This is a genomic window from Borreliella kurtenbachii, from assembly GCF_030437945.2.
Lineage (GTDB): Bacteria > Spirochaetota > Spirochaetia > Borreliales > Borreliaceae > Borreliella > Borreliella carolinensis.
Genome location: NZ_CP124058.1, coordinates 484467 through 503612 on the forward strand (window position 1 = coordinate 484467; position 19146 = coordinate 503612).

31 protein-coding genes are annotated in these 19146 nt (G+C 30.5%); 30 read left to right on the forward strand and 1 reads right to left on the reverse strand.

The genetic code is table 11. The annotated features are described in order from the left end of the window. Positions 1–149: 149 nt before the first annotated feature. The 10 genes from QIA22_RS02890 to QIA22_RS02935 all read left to right on the forward strand — a co-directional run bounded on the left by QIA22_RS02890 (position 150) and on the right by QIA22_RS02935 (position 8478). Positions 150–677 carry a hypothetical protein gene (locus tag QIA22_RS02890; RefSeq protein WP_301341624.1) on the forward strand — a complete coding sequence of 176 codons (528 nt, stop codon included), beginning with the start codon at positions 150–152 and terminating at the stop codon, positions 675–677. After that, positions 674–1369 carry an LptA/OstA family protein gene (locus QIA22_RS02895; protein ID WP_301611641.1) on the forward strand — a complete coding sequence of 232 codons (696 nt, stop codon included), beginning with the start codon at positions 674–676 and terminating at the stop codon, positions 1367–1369. Before QIA22_RS02890 ends, QIA22_RS02895 begins: the two co-directional genes overlap by 4 nt. After that, positions 1347–2138 carry an LPS export ABC transporter ATP-binding protein gene (lptB, locus tag QIA22_RS02900; RefSeq protein WP_301611642.1) on the forward strand — a complete coding sequence of 264 codons (792 nt, stop codon included), beginning with the start codon at positions 1347–1349 and terminating at the stop codon, positions 2136–2138. The genes QIA22_RS02895 and lptB overlap by 23 nt, the downstream gene beginning before the upstream one ends. Further along, on the forward strand, positions 2135–2824 hold the full coding sequence (pgeF, locus tag QIA22_RS02905) for a peptidoglycan editing factor PgeF (RefSeq protein WP_301611643.1): 690 nt from the start codon (positions 2135–2137) through the stop codon (positions 2822–2824). Before lptB ends, pgeF begins: the two co-directional genes overlap by 4 nt. A 1-nt stretch (position 2825) precedes the next feature. Then, positions 2826–3572 carry a Nif3-like dinuclear metal center hexameric protein gene (locus QIA22_RS02910; protein WP_301611644.1) on the forward strand — a complete coding sequence of 249 codons (747 nt, stop codon included), beginning with the start codon at positions 2826–2828 and terminating at the stop codon, positions 3570–3572. Between the two features lie 10 nt (positions 3573–3582). Next, entirely contained in the window at positions 3583–4095 is a 513-nt protein-coding gene (lspA, locus tag QIA22_RS02915) for a signal peptidase II (protein WP_301611645.1), read from the forward strand. A gap of 44 nt (positions 4096–4139) precedes the next feature. Beyond that, positions 4140–4319, forward strand: coding sequence for a hypothetical protein (locus QIA22_RS02920; RefSeq protein WP_363323322.1), 180 nt, complete (start codon positions 4140–4142; stop codon positions 4317–4319). A gap of 13 nt (positions 4320–4332) precedes the next feature. After that, positions 4333–5154, forward strand: coding sequence for a TIGR00282 family metallophosphoesterase (locus tag QIA22_RS02925; protein WP_301611646.1), 822 nt, complete (start codon positions 4333–4335; stop codon positions 5152–5154). Between the two features lie 89 nt (positions 5155–5243). After that, positions 5244–6527: a UDP-N-acetylglucosamine 1-carboxyvinyltransferase gene (murA, locus tag QIA22_RS02930; protein ID WP_301611647.1), complete on the forward strand. Its 1284-nt coding sequence runs from the start codon at positions 5244–5246 to the stop codon at positions 6525–6527. 586 nt (positions 6528–7113) lie between these two features. After that, the gene (locus QIA22_RS02935) at positions 7114–8478 is read left to right on the forward strand and encodes an MATE family efflux transporter (RefSeq protein WP_301611648.1); all 1365 of its coding nucleotides are present in this window, start codon (positions 7114–7116) and stop codon (positions 8476–8478) included. A gap of 95 nt (positions 8479–8573) precedes the next feature. On the opposite strand, the gene QIA22_RS02940 is transcribed toward QIA22_RS02935, so the two are convergent. Beyond that, positions 8574–8963 carry a hypothetical protein gene (locus QIA22_RS02940; protein WP_301611649.1) on the reverse strand — a complete coding sequence of 130 codons (390 nt, stop codon included), beginning with the start codon at positions 8961–8963 and terminating at the stop codon, positions 8574–8576. Between the two features lie 417 nt (positions 8964–9380). Between QIA22_RS02940 and tuf the strand changes: the two genes are divergently transcribed. Genes tuf through rpsE form a run of 20 tightly spaced genes read left to right on the forward strand, consistent with a single transcriptional unit; the run spans position 9381 to position 19146 of the window. Continuing rightward, positions 9381–10565: an elongation factor Tu gene (tuf, locus tag QIA22_RS02945; RefSeq protein WP_014023706.1), complete on the forward strand. Its 1185-nt coding sequence runs from the start codon at positions 9381–9383 to the stop codon at positions 10563–10565. A gap of 53 nt (positions 10566–10618) precedes the next feature. Further along, a complete protein-coding gene (gene rpsJ, locus QIA22_RS02950) occupies positions 10619–10930 on the forward strand; it encodes a 30S ribosomal protein S10 (protein WP_002557068.1) in 312 nt (103 codons plus the stop codon). Positions 10931–10965: 35 nt separating this feature from the next. Beyond that, complete coding sequence (gene rplC, locus QIA22_RS02955; RefSeq protein ID WP_301611650.1) at positions 10966–11586, forward strand: 50S ribosomal protein L3; 621 nt, start codon at positions 10966–10968, stop codon at positions 11584–11586. A gap of 9 nt (positions 11587–11595) precedes the next feature. Further along, positions 11596–12225 carry a 50S ribosomal protein L4 gene (gene rplD / locus QIA22_RS02960; protein WP_014023708.1) on the forward strand — a complete coding sequence of 210 codons (630 nt, stop codon included), beginning with the start codon at positions 11596–11598 and terminating at the stop codon, positions 12223–12225. A gap of 20 nt (positions 12226–12245) precedes the next feature. After that, positions 12246–12542 carry a 50S ribosomal protein L23 gene (gene rplW / locus QIA22_RS02965; RefSeq protein WP_002557071.1) on the forward strand — a complete coding sequence of 99 codons (297 nt, stop codon included), beginning with the start codon at positions 12246–12248 and terminating at the stop codon, positions 12540–12542. 21 nt (positions 12543–12563) lie between these two features. Continuing rightward, positions 12564–13397, forward strand: coding sequence for a 50S ribosomal protein L2 (gene rplB / locus QIA22_RS02970; RefSeq protein WP_301611651.1), 834 nt, complete (start codon positions 12564–12566; stop codon positions 13395–13397). 9 nt (positions 13398–13406) lie between these two features. Continuing rightward, positions 13407–13685: a 30S ribosomal protein S19 gene (gene rpsS, locus QIA22_RS02975; RefSeq protein WP_002557073.1), complete on the forward strand. Its 279-nt coding sequence runs from the start codon at positions 13407–13409 to the stop codon at positions 13683–13685. A 6-nt stretch (positions 13686–13691) separates the two neighbouring features. After that, positions 13692–14054 (forward strand): 50S ribosomal protein L22, encoded by a 363-nt coding sequence (gene rplV, locus QIA22_RS02980; protein ID WP_071983452.1) that lies wholly within the window; start codon positions 13692–13694, stop codon positions 14052–14054. 3 nt (positions 14055–14057) lie between these two features. Then, positions 14058–14939 (forward strand): 30S ribosomal protein S3, encoded by an 882-nt coding sequence (gene rpsC, locus QIA22_RS02985; protein WP_301611652.1) that lies wholly within the window; start codon positions 14058–14060, stop codon positions 14937–14939. Positions 14940–14943: 4 nt separating this feature from the next. Next, positions 14944–15360, forward strand: coding sequence for a 50S ribosomal protein L16 (gene rplP, locus QIA22_RS02990; protein WP_301611653.1), 417 nt, complete (start codon positions 14944–14946; stop codon positions 15358–15360). A gap of 2 nt (positions 15361–15362) precedes the next feature. Then, entirely contained in the window at positions 15363–15563 is a 201-nt protein-coding gene (gene rpmC, locus QIA22_RS02995) for a 50S ribosomal protein L29 (RefSeq protein WP_301611654.1), read from the forward strand. Positions 15564–15565: 2 nt separating this feature from the next. Next, the gene (gene rpsQ / locus QIA22_RS03000) at positions 15566–15820 is read left to right on the forward strand and encodes a 30S ribosomal protein S17 (protein ID WP_075552160.1); all 255 of its coding nucleotides are present in this window, start codon (positions 15566–15568) and stop codon (positions 15818–15820) included. A 27-nt stretch (positions 15821–15847) separates the two neighbouring features. Beyond that, positions 15848–16216 (forward strand): 50S ribosomal protein L14, encoded by a 369-nt coding sequence (rplN, locus tag QIA22_RS03005; protein ID WP_002557079.1) that lies wholly within the window; start codon positions 15848–15850, stop codon positions 16214–16216. A 14-nt stretch (positions 16217–16230) separates the two neighbouring features. Then, positions 16231–16536: a 50S ribosomal protein L24 gene (gene rplX, locus QIA22_RS03010; protein WP_301611658.1), complete on the forward strand. Its 306-nt coding sequence runs from the start codon at positions 16231–16233 to the stop codon at positions 16534–16536. Positions 16537–16541: 5 nt separating this feature from the next. Continuing rightward, the gene (gene rplE / locus QIA22_RS03015; RefSeq protein ID WP_301611660.1) at positions 16542–17090 is read left to right on the forward strand and encodes a 50S ribosomal protein L5; all 549 of its coding nucleotides are present in this window, start codon (positions 16542–16544) and stop codon (positions 17088–17090) included. 16 nt (positions 17091–17106) lie between these two features. After that, the gene (locus QIA22_RS03020; protein ID WP_002557082.1) at positions 17107–17292 is read left to right on the forward strand and encodes a type Z 30S ribosomal protein S14; all 186 of its coding nucleotides are present in this window, start codon (positions 17107–17109) and stop codon (positions 17290–17292) included. Positions 17293–17301: 9 nt separating this feature from the next. Next, positions 17302–17700: a 30S ribosomal protein S8 gene (rpsH, locus tag QIA22_RS03025; protein ID WP_184107264.1), complete on the forward strand. Its 399-nt coding sequence runs from the start codon at positions 17302–17304 to the stop codon at positions 17698–17700. Between the two features lie 16 nt (positions 17701–17716). Beyond that, positions 17717–18259, forward strand: a complete 543-nt coding sequence (rplF, locus tag QIA22_RS03030; RefSeq protein WP_301611664.1) for a 50S ribosomal protein L6 — start codon at positions 17717–17719, stop codon at positions 18257–18259. 17 nt (positions 18260–18276) lie between these two features. Then, positions 18277–18636: a 50S ribosomal protein L18 gene (rplR, locus tag QIA22_RS03035; protein ID WP_301341639.1), complete on the forward strand. Its 360-nt coding sequence runs from the start codon at positions 18277–18279 to the stop codon at positions 18634–18636. Between the two features lie 12 nt (positions 18637–18648). Further along, positions 18649–19146, forward strand: coding sequence for a 30S ribosomal protein S5 (gene rpsE, locus QIA22_RS03040; protein ID WP_002557086.1), 498 nt, complete (start codon positions 18649–18651; stop codon positions 19144–19146).

Genomic DNA, 19146 nt, shown 5'->3' on the forward strand with positions numbered 1-19146 from the left:
GAGCAGTGTTTTTACTTTGGTTTTGTGTTTTACATTATAATTGATTATATAAATAAATTTTTTTTGATAAAGTTTTTAACGTTGTGTTGTTATGTTTAATATATTGTCAATTAAAATAGAAAAAATTTCTATTCTTGTGAAAAATATTTATGAAAATACTTAGACTTTATTCGTTATTTTTGTTTTTTTCTTGTACTTTCGATTATGATGAATATTCTAATAGATCTGATGCTGCCAAAAAGTTTCCTTCAATACAAATATTAGGAATCAAGTATTATGATGTTGTATACAATAAAGAGCAAACAGTTTTAGATTCTTTAAGTTTTAGCTATTTTAATGACTATAAAATTTATAAGGCAGAGAATGGAAGATTTTTATATCATTCACTAGATAATGAAATTTCAGGAAAGTTTAATAATTTGGAAGGTTCTTATATTACAAAGGATTTGGATATGAGAGATTCTGTAGAATTTAAAATAGAAGATAAAAATAATTATTATTTGCTTAATTCAAATAGGCTTTTATGGAAGAATAAAGACAAGAAGTTGCAATCTCCCCCAAATGAGCTAGTATTAATTAGATTTAATCATAGCAAAATAAAAGGAAAAGGATTTTCTTATTTTTTAAAGAGCAATGTTTTTTATTTTGATTCTGGGGTTGAAGGAATCATGAATTGAGGGATTTAATTTTAATATGGGTTTTTATTATTTTTGTTAACAATATTCAAGCAGTACAAATGGAATCCAGTCTTAAGCCCGAAAAACTTAAGGGAAGCGAAGAGAAAAATATTAATTTCACCTTTAAGTCAGATTTTGCACAAGGCATAGTGTCTTCTTTTTATAAAAAAATTGTTTTAAAAGGGAATTCAGAGGTTATTTCCTCAGATTTTAATCTTAGCGCAGATGAAATTGAAATTTATGGCGAAAATGGCTCTTATCTTGAAGCTAGAGGCAATGTTTTTTATAAAGATTATAAGAATAAGATGCATGTTAAAGCTCAGTTTTTGTTTTTTAATAGAAAATTGGATAATTTTTATCTGCAAAAAGGGGTTGAGCTTGAAGACTTAGAAAACAATATGCTTATTAAAGCAGAAAGAGTTGAAGGCAGCAATAAGGCTAATGTTTATATTATGCAATATTCTGTTAAAATATATAAGGATGATACTTTTGCAAGAGCTGAAAATGGGACTTATAATAAAGAAGAAAAAGAAATGATTCTTGAGGGGGTTCCAGTAATTTACCAGAAAGACAACTATTATTCTGCTTCAAGAATAATTTTTAATACAAAAACTAATAGGTATAAACTTGAGGGAAGTGTTGAGGGAGAATTTACTCAAGTTGAGAATGATGTTTCTGAAGAAAAAAAATAAAATAAAAGAAATTAAGGAAAGTCTTAACCTTAATTCTATCAATAATGTTGTTTTAAAAGCGGACAACATTATTAAAAAGTATGGTGAAAAGTTTGCCGTTAATGGTATTACGATTGACATTCATAAAGGTGAGGTTGTGGGGCTTCTTGGTCCAAATGGAGCTGGCAAAACAACAACATTTTATACTATTGTAGGCTTTATTAAGCCTAATGCAGGCAAAGTTTTAATAAATGATTATAATATTTCATCTCTTAATATGTATGAGCGTGCACGAATAGGGATTGTATATCTTCCCCAAGATGCTTCAATTTTTAGAGAACTTACAGTTGAAGAAAATATTATGGTTGCTTTAGAGCGAAGAGAAGATCTATCTAATGCTGAGCGCAAGATAGAACTTGTGAATTTACTTAAAGAATTTGAGATAAAAAGAATACAAAACCAAAAAGCTTATACTCTTTCTGGTGGAGAGAGAAGGCGAGCGGAGATAGCAAGAGCTTTGGCTGTAAATCCCTATTTTTTACTATTAGATGAACCTTTTGCTGGTATTGATCCTATTGCTATTGGGGATATAAAGAATATAATAAAAATTTTAAAAGAGAGAAACATAGGGGTTCTTATCACTGATCATAATGTAAGAGATGCTTTTGATATAATCGACAGAGCTTATATTGTTTATCAGGGGCAAGTGCTTGATGCGGGTGGCGTTGATTATATAATAAGTAGTGAAAAAGCTAAAAAGCTTTATTTGGGAGAAGAATTTAGATTATGAAAACAATAGATCATGAATTTTATTATGAATTTAAGATAGCTGATGATGTTAAAATGATTTATACTAAAAAGCCTTTTAATCTAAATTTAAAAGAACTTAGTAATGATAATTTCAACTTTGTTCCTAAGTCTAAGAAAATAAAATATTTAAAGCAATTACATACAGATATTATTTATAAAGTTGAAGATGATTTTATTAATTTTCAAGAAGGAGATGGTCTTATATCCACTTCTTTAGATGTAGCTCTTGTTGCTTACTTTGCAGACTGTCTTCCGATATACCTTTATGATTCAGTGAAAAAAATTATAGGACTTATTCACAGTGGATATAAAGGAAGCTTTAATTTGATTATTTTAAAAATGTTGTTTATGTTTGAAAAGATGGGATCAACTTTTAAGGATTTGAAAATTGTTTTTGGGCCTTATAACAGATCTTGTTGTTATGAAGTTTCTGAAATTTTCTTAAAAGAAGTAAGTAATAAGTTTAGCAAAGGTTTATTAAATGCTTCTTTTGTCACAAGAGATGGTAAAATGTACTTTGATAATGCTAGTTTTAATTTAAATTTACTTTCTAGTTTTAATTTAAATATTTATAATTCAAAGCTTTGTACGTATTGTTTGAAAAATCTTTATTCTTATAGAAGATTAAGAGAAAGTCAAAGTTATGCTTTAATTTGGAGAATTTAGTTTGGACGTAAGAGATTTATCTTTTAAGCTTAATTCAATTTTTGATATAAATAACTATGAGCATATTGATAAAAATTTAAACGGGCTTCAAGTAGGAAATTTTAATGCCAAGGTTAACAAGGTTGCTTTTGCTGTTGACGCTAGTTTTTCAACTTTAAAAGAAGCAAAAGGAAATGATTTTTTAATTACCCATCATGGTATTTTTTGGTCAAAAAAAGAGCGCATTGTTTCTAATACGTATGATAAAATTAAATTTTTGATTGAAAATAATTTGGCTCTTTATTCGGTGCACTTACCTATGGATGCTCATTCTGTTTATTCGCATAGCAAAGTGTTCTCAGATTTTTTAGGATTAAAAAATTCTTTTGTTTTTGCAAATTATGGGGGTGTTAATTTAGGAATTATTGCTGATTCTGTTTTTAGTTTTTCTGAAATTTTAGAAAAAATTAAAAAGCAAAATAAACATATTCTTTTTTCGAAAAAGTTTAAAGAATCAGTGAATAGGGTTGCGATTGTTAGTGGTTCTGGATACTCTTTTTTTGAAGAAGCTTTATATTATGATATAGACTTGTTTATAACCGGTGACACCTCTCATCAAATATATTCTTTGGCAGAAGAATTCGGTGTGAACTTGATTTTTGCAGGTCATTATTTTACTGAAACTTTTGGTTTAATTAAATTAATGGAAGATTTCAAAATTCAAGAAGATTTAGAGGTTAAATTTATTTATAAAGATACTAATTTATAAGGATTTTTGTATGGGCGCTAGAAGTAAGCAATATTTCAATATTTTTGTATTTATTATTAGTTTGATTTTTTTTGATCAACTTTCTAAGTATTTGGTTGTAAAGTATGTCAAATTGGGTTCAATATATTTTTCCTTTTTTGATGATTTTTTTAGGATAATACATGTAAGAAACACAGGCATTTTATTTTCTATGGGTTCTAATATACATTATAGCTTGAAAAAAATTTTTTTTCTTGCAATGCCTATTTTCATTTTAATATTTGTTTTTTATCTTGCTTTAAAAGAAAAAAATTGTATGACTAGAATCTCACTTTTATTAATTTTTTCAGGAGGAGTTGGAAATGTTATTGATAGATTGTTTAGACCTTCTGGGGTTGTAGATTTTTTAGATTTGAAATTTTATGGAATTTTTGGACTTGATAGATGGCCTACTTTTAATTTTGCAGACAGCTATGTTGTTATAGGCATGATTTTATTTTTGGTTTATGATTTTTTTATAAAAAGAAAAGCGCTTAATAAATGAAGATTTTGGGTTTTATTTTATGCATGTTAATGAACTTATTTTTTATGTTTTTAGTGTTCTTTTTCGAGTTTTTTTTAGTTGTTAAATTTAGCGTTATTGTAAAGCCTTATTTGCAATTTATATTGATTTTTATGATGATTGTTTTTGCTGTTTTTTTGGGGTATTTTGTGTCAATTTTTATTGTAAAAAGTTTTCTTATTAAGTTGTTTGAACTAGATCAATAAAAAGAGAGGCTTTGTGTCTTTAAGGGTTTTAATTACTGGTGAGGTTGTCGGCAAAGCTGGGATTATTGTTATAAAATCCTTTTTATCATCTTTTAAGGCTGAAAAAAAGATCGATTTTGTAATATCTGGCAATAATTTTACTACAGGTTTAAGGGGTCTTGGCAAGAGGCATGCTTTTTTATTAAAAAAGTATGGAATTGATGTTTTAACTTTAGGTGAAAATGCTTTTGCAAGGCCTGATTTGTCTGATGATCTTGATAAGTATAATTTTATTTTAAAACCTTTAAATTGTCCTGCAAAATTAAAAGGATATTCTTATTTTATTTATAATATTAATGGCAAAAAATTGGCTGTGATTAGAATTGTGGGTCAAACAGGAATAACCAAATATAAATTTAATCATCCTTTTTATAGTTTTGATTTTTTTTATCAAAGAATCAAAATGCAAACAAATAATATTATTGTTCTTTTTGATTCAAATACTACAGCCGAAGTTAATGCTTTGTTTTTTTATTTAAAATCAAGAGTTAGTGCTTGTCTTGGAACCGGGAAAAGGATTTTAACAGCTGATTTGAGAATTTTAGACAATACTGCTATTATAACTGATTTGGGCAGAGTTGGGAGTTTGGATAGTGTTATTGGATATTCTCCTGATTTAGAGGTGGATAAATTTTTGAAAGGATTTTTAAATCAGAGATTTGATGAATCTTGGGAAGGCCTTGGTTTTAACGGCGTTTTAATTGATATCGATGAGAATGGGCATTCTTTTTCTGTAGAGACTATTAGAGAATATATAGATTGTAAGTCAAGTTTAAAAGATATGGATATTGTTTGATATTTATATCTTCAGATATTCTTTAAATTTTAATAATCTTATCTGTGTGATTTAATTTTATTAAGTTTTTATGTATAGGAGGATGTATTGTGTATAGCTATATTGTAGAGGGTGGTTATAAGATAGGGGGTCAAATTACAGCTAGTGGAAATAAGAACGCTGCTTTGCCTTGTATTTTGGCTGCTTTGCTTACCGATGAAGAGGTTATTTTAGAAAACATTCCTAATATTAATGATGTAAAAGTTGTTTTAGATATTTTAAGTGATATAGGGGTAGATATTGTAAGAGAGGGGAATGCTTTAAAAATAAAAGTTTTAAATATTGTAAAAACAGAAATAGATTCCTCTTTTACAGATTTAATTAGGGCTTCCATACTTTTATTAGGACCTTTTGTTTCTAGATTTGGGGAGATAGATATGGCGCTTCCAGGAGGAGATGTAATTGGGAAGAGACGGCTTGATACTCATTTTTACGGACTTTGCAAGCTGGGGGCCAAATTAATTACAAAAGACGGAAGGATTGTTTTAAGGGCTAACAAGCTTGTTGGGGCTGAAATGTTTTTAGATGAAGCTTCAGTTACAGCCACAGAAAATATCATTATGGCTGCAGTTCTTGCTGAAGGAAATACCGTTATTATGAACGCTGCTTGTGAGCCACATGTTCAAGATTTATGCAATATGTTAAATTCAATGGGCGCTAATATTTTAGGAATTGGTTCGAATATTTTAGAAATAAGGGGTGTAAAAAAATTAAGTGGAACCGTATTTAGAATAGGGGCCGATTTTATGCAAGTTGGTTCTCTAATTAGCCTTGCTGCATTAACAGGGGGTGAGCTGGAAATTAAAAAAGCAGATCCCCATCATTTCAGATTAATTAGGTATGTATATTCAAGACTTGGAATTAATTTCGAATATGACAGGGAGAATGTATATGTAAAAGATAAACAAGAATTAAAAGTTAAGTTAGATTTTGGTGGACATGTTCCAAAAATTGATGATGGTCCATGGCCAGCTTTTCCAACAGACCTTATGAGTATTATTATAGTCACTGCAACTCAAGTAGAAGGCACGGTTTTAGTTTTTGAAAAGATGTTTGAATCTAGGATGTTTTTTGTAGATAAATTAATAAAAATGGGTGCTCAAATTGTGCTTTGTGATCCGCACCGTGTAGTAGTTACGGGTAAATCTTCTCTTAAAGGTAATGTTTTGTCTTCTCCGGATGTTCGAGCGGGGATGTCTCTTCTTATTGCGGCTTTTGTTGCTGAAGGTCGCAGCGAGATTCAAAATGTTTATCAAATTGAAAGAGGATACGAAGATGTAGCTAGCAAATTAATTAATTTGGGTGCAAAAATCAAGAAAGTTAAAAGTCAATAGTTTGGTATTGAGCTTTATTATATGTGTGATTTATGGAAAATGTTTTTAATAGAAGATAAAGATAAAGTATTAAGAGATTGAATTATGAATGAAAATATATTACATTAATTTTTAATTGGGATTTTTGTTATTTTATTTAGTTCGTCTGTAATTTAAAGGATTATTGGGGTTTTAGTATTTTTATCTAATATTGTTAATTTTTTTTATTTTATAGTTTAAAGATCTTAGTGTAAAAAATAATATTGAAAGATTGATAAAAATTTGCATAGAGATATTTCTGATTTTGAATTTTTGCTTTTATAATATTAGTTATTCTTTTAAATAAAGTATTTATTTTTTTGCTTTAATTTGTAAGAATGGTTTTAATTTTTTTGTTTTTGGTTATGATTTTTTTGGTGTTGCAGGGTTAATAGATTTTATTTATATCTTAGTCATTTAATGCATAAAATATTGACTGTTAATTGTTTTGACATTGTATATTAATTTTTAATTTTTGGAATTAAAAATTAAATACTTTTTTATTACTGATGAATAAATTTGAGTTTAGATTTTTTATAAAAAATATTTTATATAAGGATAAAATTTTATGTCTACAAATAAGAGCAAGACTAGAGAATTAATATTAAATGGCAATTTATATAAGGTTCTTTTTTTAATAAGTTTTCCTATTGTTATAACCAATATTATTCAAGCTTTTTATGATCTTACCGATATGTTTTATGTTGGCAAGCTTGGAGCAATGCCTTTGTCAGCGCTTTCGCTTGCTGGTCCTGTAAATTTTTTTATTATGGCTATTGCTATGGGAATGGCTACAGGAAGCATTTCTTTGATGTCAAAATGCATAGGAGAGGGAAATTTTTCTCGTTTTTCAAGGTATGCGGGGCAACTTATTGCTTTAAACTTTGTTTTATCCTTATTTGTTACTATTTGTGCTTTTTTTTTAATTGATCATCTTTTAGATTTGTTGGGCGTAAAAGGTGAGCTTAAAGATCTCTCAAGAGTTTATTTTTATGTGACAATTTTTGGAATACCTATTATGTTTTTAAGTATTTCAATTACATATATTTTAAATGCTCAAGGAGAAACTATCCTTTCAATGATAATAGTTATATTTGCTAATATTGTCAATTTTATTCTTGATCCAATTTTAATATTTAGTTTTAATATGGGTATTACTGGGGCTGCTTGGGCTACTTTATTTTCAAAATTGTTAACCGTTGCTTTTTATTTATTTTTAACCTACAGGCTAAATTATGGATTAAAAATTTATCTGAAGGATTTAGTGATAGATATAAGATCCATTAAAGAAATTGTTAATCTGGGATTACCTTCAACTTTTGGACAAATAATGGTTTCGTTGTCTTTTTTTATTTTCAATTATATAGTTATTGAGATTAGTCCGAAATTTTTGGCTGCGTATGGACTTACAAACACCATTATTTCTTTTTTATTTCTTCCTGCTATGGGAATTGGTACCGGAGTTATTTCAATTGTTGGTCAAAATCTTGGTGCTAAGAAAATCAATAGGGTGGGAGAAGTTTTGAGAAAAGGGTTTTTTATTTCTTTAGCAATTTTATTAATAATAAATTCAATTGTTATTTTTAATAAACAGTTTATACTAAAGCTATTTACAAATGATTTAGAAGTTTTAAATTATGCCAATAATTATTTATTGTTAACAACTATTGGTACTTTTGGATATGGATTGCAACAAGTATTTTTTGGAGGGCTTATTGGGTCTGGTAGGACAAAAATTGCAATGATTGTTATTTTTATTAGGTTGTGGCTTATTCGTCTTCCAATAGTTTTTATTTTTCAATACTTTGGCATAATTGAAAATTCTTTAGGTTATGCTTTTATAATTTCAAATTATTTAGCAATTATAATTTTAGTTGCAGTTACTTGCACTCGTTATTGGGCTAAGCCCATTTTAATTAAAAAATACAAATAGTAATGAAGATTTATGCATGTATGTATTTTACCAAAGTAAATGGCTGATTTGTTTTTAATAATTTTAATATTTTAGTTTTAAATCGTTTATTTTTGTTATTGTTTTTCAAAAATATATAATGTGTTTTTTCTTTTGGTGTTGATTTTAGTTTTTAAATGAAAAGTTTTTATCTCAAGGCCATTAAGTTTTTCTCTAATTAATTCACCTGTTTTACTGCCTTCTTTAAAAATTGCCAATGAATTTGCATTTATATCTTCTGTGCTTTTGTTTTTAAGAGTAATTATTAGATTGTTTTTGCTGTCGGATTTGTAGTTTACTATTTCTACTTTTTTGTTGGTTTTTATAGTGCTAATAAGATAGGTAATTTCTTTTGCATTTTCTTTTGATTTTATTGTGCTTGTTTTCATGCAAGATGCAAAAACAATTGAAATGCCAAAAATTGCAAGTATTAGTAGTAATTTAAGCTTAAATTTTTGAGCTTTCATCATTTTTATTATATTTTTTTATTTGAGTAGTGTTAACCTTTTTGATAAATAAAGGTGTTTGATTAATTTTAAATAGCTGCTAGATTTAAAAAAGTATTTACTATTGCTTTGAATTTTGTGCTTTTTTTAATTAATATAAAGTTCATATTAATTTTTGATGCTATTATATGTGTGGTTAATTTGGTTTAAAAGTTCAGGCGTATTGACTATATTTTATAAAATGTGTAGAATTTTAAAGCTATTAAAATTTTTTAGAAAAACACGTATAGTGCGGGTCAATTTCTAGAAATTGATTTTTTTATTTTTTTGATTATTTGTAGCTATTTTCTTATTTTAATAAGAGTAAATTTGTTTAAAATTTTTTAAAGAGATTAAATGTAAGTAGCTATTTAGAATGTGAAATTTAGGAGGTTAGTCATGGCAAAAGAAGTTTTTCAAAGAACAAAGCCACACATGAATGTTGGAACAATAGGTCATGTTGATCATGGTAAAACAACATTAACAGCGGCTATTAGTATTTATTGTTCAAAAGTAAATAAAGATGCAAAAGCATTAAAATATGAAGATATTGATAATGCGCCTGAGGAGAAAGCAAGGGGAATAACAATTAATGCCAGACATATTGAGTACGAAACAGCCAATAGACATTATGCTCATGTTGATTGTCCAGGCCATGCTGATTATATAAAAAATATGATTACAGGAGCAGCTCAAATGGATGCAGCTATACTTTTAGTTGCTGCTGATAGTGGTGCTGAGCCTCAAACAAAAGAACATTTGCTTCTTGCTCAAAGAATGGGAATAAAGAAAATAATAGTTTTTTTAAATAAATTAGACTTAGCAGATCCTGAACTTGTTGAACTTGTTGAAGTTGAAGTTTTAGAGCTTGTTGAAAAATATGGCTTTTCAGCTGATACTCCAATAATAAAGGGTTCGGCTTTTGGTGCTATGTCAAATCCAGAAGATCCTGAATCTACAAAGTGCGTTAAAGAACTTCTTGAATCTATGGATAATTATTTTGATCTTCCAGAAAGAGATATTGACAAACCGTTTTTGCTTGCTGTTGAAGATGTATTTTCTATTTCAGGAAGAGGCACTGTTGCTACTGGGCGTATTGAAAGAGGTGTTATTAAAGTTGGTCAAGAAGTTGAAATAGTTGGTATTAAAGAAACTAGAAAAACCACTGTTACTGGTGTTGAAATGTTCCAGAAAATTCTTGAGCAAGGCCAAGCGGGGGATAATGTTGGTCTTCTTTTAAGAGGAGTTGATAAAAAAGATATTGAGAGAGGACAAGTTTTGTCAGCTCCGGGCACAATTACTCCACACAAGAAGTTCAAAGCTTCAATTTATTGTTTAACTAAAGAAGAGGGCGGTAGGCACAAGCCATTTTTCCCAGGATATAGACCACAGTTCTTTTTTAGAACAACCGATGTTACTGGCGTAGTTGCTTTAGAAGGTAAAGAGATGGTTATGCCTGGTGATAATGTTGATATTATTGTTGAGCTAATCTCTTCAATAGCTATGGATAAAAATGTAGAATTTGCTGTTCGAGAAGGTGGAAGAACTGTTGCTTCAGGAAGAATTCTTGAGATATTGGAATAGGTTAAGAAACTTTAAGGATATATTTAATACTCTCTAAAGTTTAGGAGAATAAATTGATTGCTAAAGATAAGATACGCGTAAGATTATTTAGTTTTGATGTTAAAATATTAGACCAGAGTGCCGAATCTATTGTTAAAGCTGTTCAGAAGGCCAAGGCTCAGATTAAGGGCCCAATTCCTTTGCCTACAAAAATAAAAAAATATACTGTTTTACGTTCTCCTCATGTCAATAAAAAATCAAGAGAGCAATTTGAGATGAGAACTCATAAAAGGCTTATTGATATCTTAGAGCCCACTTCTGCTTTAATGGATTCTTTAATGAAATTAGAGCTTCCAGCAGGTGTTGAGGTAGATATTAAGCAGTAAATGATATTTTAAGTATATGAATTTGAGGTGTTTTAATGTTGGGATTGATTGGAAAAAAAGTTGGCATGACTCAGATATTTCAGAAAAATGGCATTGTGGTTCCTGTTACTGTTATAGAGTTTCAGCCCAACTATATTATAGGGAAGAAGACAGTCGATAGAGATGGTTATAGTGCTCTTATAGCAGGTTCTGTTGATCTTAAGAGCTCTAAAGTTTCAAAGCCTATAAAAGGTCAATATAAAAGTTTAAAAGATATTGAGCCTAAAAAATATGTGATAGAGCTTAAGGGGCTTGATGGGTATGATGCTGGTGATGAGATTAAGGTTGATGTTTTTAAGTCAGTTAAGTATGTAGATGTTACAGGTACTACTAAAGGCAAGGGTTTTCAAGGGGCTATGAAAAGGCATAATTTTAGTGGTGGGCCATCTTCTCATGGATCAAAATTTCATAGACATCTTGGTGGAACAGGACAAGCTACTACTCCCGCAAGAACATTTAAAGGGACCAAAATGGCTGGTAGAATGGGTGGAAATCAACAAACTATTCAAAATCTTGAAGTTGTTTTAATTGATGAAGAAAAGAGAGCCCTTCTAGTAAAAGGGGCTGTGCCTGGTGCTAAGGGTTCTTTTGTTGTTGTTAAGAAATCTAAAAAGTAGGTATTTAGTATGGAAAGAAAAGTTTTTTCTAAAGATGGGAAAGAGATTGGAACTATAAATTTGGATGATAGAGTTTTTAATATAGAAATTAGTCATGGGTCTATTTATAATGCTATAAAAAATGAGTTGTCTAATCTTAGGGTTGGAACATCTTCAACTAAAACCAGATCAGAGGTTAGAGGGAGCTCTAAAAAGCCTTGGAAGCAAAAAGGAACTGGTAGGGCTAGAGTTGGTACAAAGCGAAATCCAATTTGGATTGGAGGAGGCATAGCATTAGGGCCAAAGCCTAGGGATTATAGCTATAGATTGCCTAAAAAGGTAAAAAAGCTTGCATTTAAGTCTGTATTAAGTTTACGTGCTGCTGATGAAAATAGTTTTAAAGTTATTGAGAATTTTAATATTGAATCTGGAAAAACTAAAGATCTCGCCTTAATAATAAAAAATTTTGCAAGCTTTAATGGTAAGGTGGTTGTTCTTTTGGGCAATGATGATCAGATGATAAAAAGGGCCGGTAAAAATATAAGAGATTTAAAGATTTTATCTTTTGATAAACTTAGGGTTGTTGATTTGTTTTATGCTAAGAATTTAATAGCTTTAGAATCTGCTGTTAACAAACTCAATGAGTTTTACATTAAATAAAAAGGATGTTGAGGATAAGTATGAAGGCTTATGATATAATAGTTTCACCTATGCTTACTGAAAAAACTAATACTCAAAGGGAAAGTATTAATGTTTATGTTTTTAAGGTTAATAAAAGGGCAAATAAAAAAGAGGTTGGTGCAGCAATAAAAGAACTTTTCAATGTTACTCCGGTATCGTGTAATTTGCTCAATATTAAAAGTAAAGCCAAGGTTGTGGTGTCTAGAAAAGGGTATCCTATAGGGAAGGGGAAAACTTCTTCATGGAAGAAGGCATATGTTTATCTCAAGAAGGAAGATAAAATAGATATTTTTTAGTGGTTTTGGAGAAAAATAAATATGGGTATTAAGACTTATAAGCCAAAAACTTCTTCTTTGCGCTATAAGACAACATTATCTTTTGATGATTTGAGCAAAGGTAATGATCCTTTGAAATCTTTAACAAAAGGTAAAAAATTTAAATCGGGCAGAGATTCTTCTGGTAGGATTAGTGTTCGAAGAAGAGGTGGTGGGCATAAGAGAAGGTATAGGTTGATTGATTTTAATCGAAGAGATAAATTTAGCATTCCTGCTCGAGTTTCTTCTATTGAGTATGATCCTAATAGAAGCGCTAATATAGCTTTGCTTGTTTATAAAGATGGAGAAAAAAGATATATTATTTCTCCTAAAGGCATTAAGGTTGGAGATGTTTTGGAAAGTGGTCCGAATGCCCCAATTAAAATTGGCAATGCCTTGCCTCTTGAAAATATTCCTATTGGAAGAACTGTTCACAATATTGAGCTTAATGTAGGAAAGGGTGGGCAGCTTGTAAGAAGTGCTGGTGGATATGCTATGATACTTGCTTCTGACGGGAATTATGTCACTGTAAAATTATCATCTGGTGAGATGAGATTGATTTTTAAAAAATGTATTGCAACAATTGGTGAAATTGGAAATGAAGATTATGCCAATATTTCTATAGGGAAAGCTGGCAAAAGTAGGTGGCTTGGTAGAAGGCCCAAGGTTAGAGGTGTTGCTATGAATCCTGTTGACCATCCACATGGTGGTGGTGAAGGGAAAACCTCTGGAGGTCGCCATCCTGTGTCTCCTTGGGGACAGCCTACTAAGGGCTATAAGACTCGCAAGAAGAAGAGATATTCAGATAAGTTTATTATTAAAAGAAGAAATAAATAGGAGAGCATAGTGGCAAGATCTATTAAAAAGGGGCCTTTTATAGAAAAGAGTCTTTATCAAAAAGTTTTATCATCTTTTGGAAGTGAGAAGAGAGTTGTTATTAAAACTTACTCCAGATCTTCAACAATAATTCCTGAAATGGTAAGTCTTACTATATCTGTTTACAATGGCAAAACTTTTATACCCATTTATATTACTGAGGATCTTGTGGGGCATAAGCTTGGCGAGTTTTCACCTACAAGGATTTTTAGAGGGCATGCGAAGTCAGACAAAAAGGGAAGGAAGTAGGTAGTTATGTTGGTAAATAGAAGATATACAGCAAGGGGCAAAAATTTGCCCTCTTCTCCAAAAAAAGTTAGGCCAATAGCTGACAATATACGGGGAGAGTCTTATATTAAAGCTATTGCAGTGCTTTGTTCTATGCCTAATAAAGGAGCTAAGCTTTTAGAAAAAGTTGTTAAATCAGCAGCATCAAATGCGATGTATCACAATAAAAATCTTTCCGAAGACATGATATTTGTTAAAACAGTTATGGTTGATGATGGGCGTCGTCGTAAAAAGATTTGGCCTAGAGCCAGAGGTAGGGCTGATAGGCTTGTTAATAGAAATTGTCATATTTTTGTTGAAGTTGATGAAAAAAAAGATATTAAAGGATAAAGCATGGGTCAAAAAGTACATCCATATAGCTTAAGGGTAAAAATTAATAAGGATTGGAAATCAAAATGGTATTTTGATAAAAAATTGTATTCTGCAATTCTTCATGAAGACTTTTTAATAAGGCGAGAAATTATGAAGTTTCTTAAAGGGATTAAATTTGATATTTCTGATATAGAAATAATTAGAAATAATCCTCAAAAAGTAACAGTAGTAATTGTTACTCCAAGACCTGGTTCTGTGATAGGGCTTAAAGGTTCTAATCTTGAAAAGATTGGTCAATTGTTAACTAAAAAAATTTCTAAAAAGATTAGCATTAAGATTAAAGAGGTTAAAAGGCCGGAGCTTGATGCTCAAATTATTGCTAATGGAATTGCAAAGCAAGTAGAAAATAGAGCATCTTATAGAAAAGTTTTAAAATCATCCCTTTCTACTTCTATGTCAAAAGGTGCTCAAGGGCTAAAAATTAAGATTGCTGGTAGACTTGGTGGGGCAGAGATCGCTAGAAGCTTTGAGGTTAAGGAAGGTCGGGTTCCTTTGCATACTCTTAGAGCCAATATAGATTATGGATTTTCTGAAGCTCAAACTACTTATGGCATTATTGGAGTTAAGGTTTGGTTATTTAAAGGTGAAGTTTTGGGAAGGCAAACCAATTCTGATGCTGGTCAGGTAATAAATAAAAAGCCTTTTAGGGAAAGAGGTGATGCTGTTAAAAATTTTGATAAAATTTTAAATAATAGAGAAAAGACTAATGAAAAGCAAAGTAGGTTTTTGAATAAAAAAGATGGACTGTCTAAAGATGAAGTAGGTCTTTTAAATAAAAAAACCCTTAGTTCGTCTTTTTCTAAAGAAAGAGACGATTTTAGTGAGCAGGATATTGGAGGATAGTTAGATGTTAAGTCCAAAAAAGGTTAAATATAGAAAGAAGCAGAGAGGAAGATTGTCTGGAGAGGCCCAGAAGGGCAATAAAATTTCTTTTGGTGAATATGGACTTGTTTCTTTGGAAACAAATTTTATTACTGCTCGTCAAATTGAGGCTGCTCGTATTGCAATGACTCGTAAAATAAAAAGAGGTGGAAAGGTTTGGATAAGAATATTCCCCGATATTCCTTATACTAAAAAGCCAGCCGAAACTAGAATGGGTAAAGGTAAGGGGGGTGTTGATCATTGGAATGCTCCTGTCAAGCTTGGTACTGTTATGTTTGAAATGTCAGGGGTTGTAGAAGAGCTTGCTCAAGAGGCTATGTCGCTTGCAAGTTCTAAGCTTCCAGTAAAAACCATGTTTGTTGTAAGGCGAGATTTGAGGTAATTATGTTAAAAAATTTTAAAAATTTAACTCTTGAGGACATGAAGGCTAAAAGGCTGGAATTAAAGAAAGAATATTTAGATTTAAGATTTAAATCTGTTGTTGGTCATGTTGAAAATCCTTTAAAGAAAAGAGAGATTAGACGTGATATTGCAAGGCTTAATACAATAATTTATGAATATGAATTAGGTATTAGAAAGGTTTAGATATGGCAAGAGAAAATAAAAAAGAATTAATTGGTAAAGTTGTTAGTGATAAGATGTCTAAAACTATAGTAGTAGAAATTGTTCAAAGAAAGATGCATCCAATTTATCATAAGTATTTAAAGGTTAGTAAAAAAGTTAAAGCACATGATGAAAAAGAAGTTTCAAGGGTTGGCGATAAGGTAAAAATTATTGAAGTTCGACCTATTAGTAAAGATAAAAGATGGTCTCTTGTTGAGGTTTTAGAAAAATTAAAATAGTTTTGATTTTTCTAAAGGAGGTTGATTATGATTCAGATGCAGACTTATTTAACAATTGCTGATAATACTGGTGGCAAGGTAGCTCAATGCATTAAGGTGCTTGGTGGTAGTAAAAGGCGTTATGCCAAAATTGGGGATATAATAACTATTGTAGTAAAACAAGCAATTCCTAATTCTTCTGTTAAAAAAGGAGATGTTTATAAAGCCGTAATTGTTAGAACTTCTAAAGAAGTAAGACGTAAGAACGGGACTTATGTTAGGTTTGATGATAATGCTTGTGTGATACTTGATGCTAATTTAAGTCCTAGGGGCAAAAGGGTATTTGGACCTGTTGCAAGAGAACTTAGGGATGCTAATTTTATGAAGGTAGTATCATTGGCTTCAGAGGTTATATAGCAAAAGGGGGTTTTGTGAAGACAAAGTTGAAGATAGGTGATAGTGTAAAAATTCTTTCTGGAAAAGATAAGGGAAGAATAGGTAAGATTTCTAGTATAAATAGAAAAAAAAATAAAGTTATTGTTGAGTCTTGTAATATGGTTAAAAAAGTCATTAAAGCTAGGACGCCCCAAGAAAAAGGTAGAATAATAGATAAAGAGGCCGCTATAGATATTTCAAATGTGATGATATTTGTTAGGGGAGCTTCTTCAAGATTAGGCATTAGATTTGAAAATAATGAAAAAATAAGGTATCTTAAAAAAAATGGACAGAGGATATAGAGTTTATGAATTATGTTCCCGAATTGAAGAAGTATTATAAAGACAGCGTTATAAAAGAGCTTGTTAAGGAATTTGAATATAAGTCTATAATGCAAGTTCCCAAGCTTGAGAAAATAGTAGTTTCTGTAGGCGTTGGAGAGGCTGTTAGAAATAAGAAGTTATTAGATTCTGCTGTTTTAGAGCTTGCTCAGATTACTGGTCAGAAAGCGGTAAAGACAAAAGCAAAAAAAGCAATAGCCGGGTTTAAAATTAGACAAGGGCAAGAAATAGGTGCTAAAGTTACACTTAGGGGCAATGCGATGTATGAATTTTTATATAAGCTTATTCATTTAGCATTGCCAAGAGTTAAGGATTTTAGGGGAATCAATGGGGATGCTTTTGATGGTAATGGAAATTATTCTTTTGGGATAATGGAGCAAATAATATTTTCTGAGATAGATTATGATAAAATAGAGAGAATATCTGGTTTGAATATTACAATTGTGACAACAGCTTCAAATGATAAAGAAAGCAAAGCTTTGCTTTTGAAATTTGGAATGCCGTTTAGTAATTAGGGGATTAATAAGGTATATGGCAAAAAAATCAATGATTATTAGGGCTTTAAGAAAGCCTAAGTATAAAACAAGGCAAAATAATAGATGCAAGTTGTGTGGTCGTCCAAGAGGATATTTGAGAGATTTTTGTATGTGTCGAATATGTTTTAGAAAGTATGCGTCTGAAGGATTAATTCCTGGCGTTTCAAAATCAAGTTGGTAAGGGAATTTTATGGCTATTACTTATTCAGTAGGAGACATGCTAACTAAATTAAGAAATGCAAGTAGAGTTAGGCATGGATCTGTAGATTTAAAGATGTCTAATATGAATAAATCAATATTAAACATTCTTAAAGAAGAGGGTTATATTAAGGATTTTAATTTTTTAGAAAAGGAAGGAATTGCTTTTATTAGGGTTTTGCTAAAGTATGACAGCAAAAGAAATCCTGTTATAAATAAAATAGATGCCATTTCCACTCCTGGTAGAAAAATTTATTCTTCATATAAAAATATGCCAAGGATAAAGAATGGATATGGAATATTGATTATATCTTCTTCTCAAGGTGTTATTACTGGCAAGGAAGCTAAAGATAAAAAAATAGGCGGTGAGTTGATTTGCTCAGTTTGGTAGTTTAATAGGGGGATGTATGTCACGTATTGGAAGACTTCCGATAAAGATTCCAGATGCTGTTAAGGTCGATGTTAAAGACAACTTAGTAATAGTTGAAGGCATTAGGGGAAGATTAGTTCAAGATATAAAAGACAGTATTAATGTTAAAGTTGAGAATGACAGTGTTATTGTTGACCGAGTTGTTAATGATAAAAAAGCAAAAGCTTACCACGGTCTTTATAGAAGCTTAATTTTTAACATGGTAAAAGGGGTGACTGAAGGATTTTCTAAGTCTCTTACTATAAATGGTATAGGATATAGGGTAGAGCAACAAGGCAATAGCCTTTTTTTAAGCCTTGGTTATTCAACTCAGTTTGAATATGTTGTTCCAGATGGTATTAGTGTAAAGCTTGACGGAAATACTAAAATTTCTGTTGAAGGAATAGACAAGTTCAAGGTTGGTCAGGTTGCTGCTGAGATTAGAAGTTTAAAAAAACCAGAGCCATATAAGGGAAAGGGCATTAAATATGATAATGAAGTTATTAGAAGAAAAGTTGGAAAATCTGGTGTAAAAAAATAAATTTTGGGTTAATAGTTATGAAAAAAATAAAAGAAGCAGAACAGAGAAAGCTTAGACGTAAAAAAAGAATAAAGGACAAAATAGGGCGCGGAGTAGCCAGTAGGCCGCGAATTACCATATTTAAATCTAATAGGTATTTTTATGCGCAAGTTATAGATGATACTAAGGGGCATACTGTTGCAAGTATTTCTACTATTGAAAAAAGTCTTAATTTAGGCAAAAATATTGATGATGTAAAAAAACTTGGGGAAGTTCTTGCTAAAAGGCTTAAGGAGAAAAATATAAATAATCTTATCTTTGATAGAAATGGTTATAAGTATCATGGACTTATTGCAAGTTTTGCAACTTCTTTGAGAGAGTTTGGTATTAATATTTAAGGGAGTGTATTTATGGTAGATGTTCAGGCTCAGAGAAAGCAGATAGAAAAATTAATATCACTCAATAGAGTTACTAAGGTTGTTAAGGGTGGGAGAAGATTTTCTTTTGCTGCTTTCATGGTTGTTGGAGATGGAGAAGGACATGTTGGTTGGGGCTTTGGTAAAGCTAATGATGCTAGTGATGCAATAAAAAAAAGTTTAACAAGTGCTAGAAAGAATTTAAGATTTGTTCCTATTAGAAAAGGAACATTGCCACATGAGGTTATTGGTTGCTTTAAAAAAGCTAAAGTTTTAATCAAGCCAGCTACCCATGGTACTGGTGTTATTGCAGGGGGCCCTGTTCGTGCTGTAATGGAGGCTTTAGGAGTGCATGATATTTTGAGTAAATCTCTTGGCTCTAATAATTCTATGAATGTAGTAAAGGCGACTTTTAAGGCATTTGATTTGGTTTTGAATGCTGAAAAAGTGGCGGAAATGCGAGGAAAAACTTTGAAAACTTTATGGGGTTAA

What these genes read in the sequence shown, in the direction of transcription:
- rpsQ (WP_075552160.1), top strand. Translation starts at nt 15,566, where the DNA reads ATGGCAAGAGAAAATAAAAAAGAATTAATTGGTAAAGTTGTTAGTGAT.
- rplN (WP_002557079.1), top strand. Translation starts at nt 15,848, where the DNA reads ATGATTCAGATGCAGACTTATTTAACAATTGCTGATAATACTGGTGGC.
- rpmC (WP_301611654.1), top strand. Translation starts at nt 15,363, where the DNA reads ATGTTAAAAAATTTTAAAAATTTAACTCTTGAGGACATGAAGGCTAAA.
- rplP (WP_301611653.1), top strand. Translation starts at nt 14,944, where the DNA reads ATGTTAAGTCCAAAAAAGGTTAAATATAGAAAGAAGCAGAGAGGAAGA.
- rplC (WP_301611650.1), top strand. Translation starts at nt 10,966, where the DNA reads ATGTTGGGATTGATTGGAAAAAAAGTTGGCATGACTCAGATATTTCAG.
- rplR (WP_301341639.1), top strand. Translation starts at nt 18,277, where the DNA reads ATGAAAAAAATAAAAGAAGCAGAACAGAGAAAGCTTAGACGTAAAAAA.
- lptB (WP_301611642.1), top strand. Translation starts at nt 1,347, where the DNA reads ATGTTTCTGAAGAAAAAAAATAAAATAAAAGAAATTAAGGAAAGTCTT.
- QIA22_RS02920 (WP_363323322.1), top strand. Translation starts at nt 4,140, where the DNA reads ATGTTTTTAGTGTTCTTTTTCGAGTTTTTTTTAGTTGTTAAATTTAGC.
- rplB (WP_301611651.1), top strand. Translation starts at nt 12,564, where the DNA reads ATGGGTATTAAGACTTATAAGCCAAAAACTTCTTCTTTGCGCTATAAG.
- rplW (WP_002557071.1), top strand. Translation starts at nt 12,246, where the DNA reads ATGAAGGCTTATGATATAATAGTTTCACCTATGCTTACTGAAAAAACT.
- QIA22_RS02935 (WP_301611648.1), top strand. Translation starts at nt 7,114, where the DNA reads ATGTCTACAAATAAGAGCAAGACTAGAGAATTAATATTAAATGGCAAT.
- rpsH (WP_184107264.1), top strand. Translation starts at nt 17,302, where the DNA reads ATGGCTATTACTTATTCAGTAGGAGACATGCTAACTAAATTAAGAAAT.
- lspA (WP_301611645.1), top strand. Translation starts at nt 3,583, where the DNA reads ATGGGCGCTAGAAGTAAGCAATATTTCAATATTTTTGTATTTATTATT.
- QIA22_RS02940 (WP_301611649.1), bottom strand. Translation starts at nt 8,963, where the DNA reads ATGAAAGCTCAAAAATTTAAGCTTAAATTACTACTAATACTTGCAATT.
- QIA22_RS02890 (WP_301341624.1), top strand. Translation starts at nt 150, where the DNA reads ATGAAAATACTTAGACTTTATTCGTTATTTTTGTTTTTTTCTTGTACT.
- pgeF (WP_301611643.1), top strand. Translation starts at nt 2,135, where the DNA reads ATGAAAACAATAGATCATGAATTTTATTATGAATTTAAGATAGCTGAT.
- rpsC (WP_301611652.1), top strand. Translation starts at nt 14,058, where the DNA reads ATGGGTCAAAAAGTACATCCATATAGCTTAAGGGTAAAAATTAATAAG.
- rplD (WP_014023708.1), top strand. Translation starts at nt 11,596, where the DNA reads ATGGAAAGAAAAGTTTTTTCTAAAGATGGGAAAGAGATTGGAACTATA.
- tuf (WP_014023706.1), top strand. Translation starts at nt 9,381, where the DNA reads ATGGCAAAAGAAGTTTTTCAAAGAACAAAGCCACACATGAATGTTGGA.
- rpsE (WP_002557086.1), top strand. Translation starts at nt 18,649, where the DNA reads ATGGTAGATGTTCAGGCTCAGAGAAAGCAGATAGAAAAATTAATATCA.
- rplE (WP_301611660.1), top strand. Translation starts at nt 16,542, where the DNA reads ATGAATTATGTTCCCGAATTGAAGAAGTATTATAAAGACAGCGTTATA.
- QIA22_RS03020 (WP_002557082.1), top strand. Translation starts at nt 17,107, where the DNA reads ATGGCAAAAAAATCAATGATTATTAGGGCTTTAAGAAAGCCTAAGTAT.
- rplV (WP_071983452.1), top strand. Translation starts at nt 13,692, where the DNA reads ATGTTGGTAAATAGAAGATATACAGCAAGGGGCAAAAATTTGCCCTCT.
- rplF (WP_301611664.1), top strand. Translation starts at nt 17,717, where the DNA reads ATGTCACGTATTGGAAGACTTCCGATAAAGATTCCAGATGCTGTTAAG.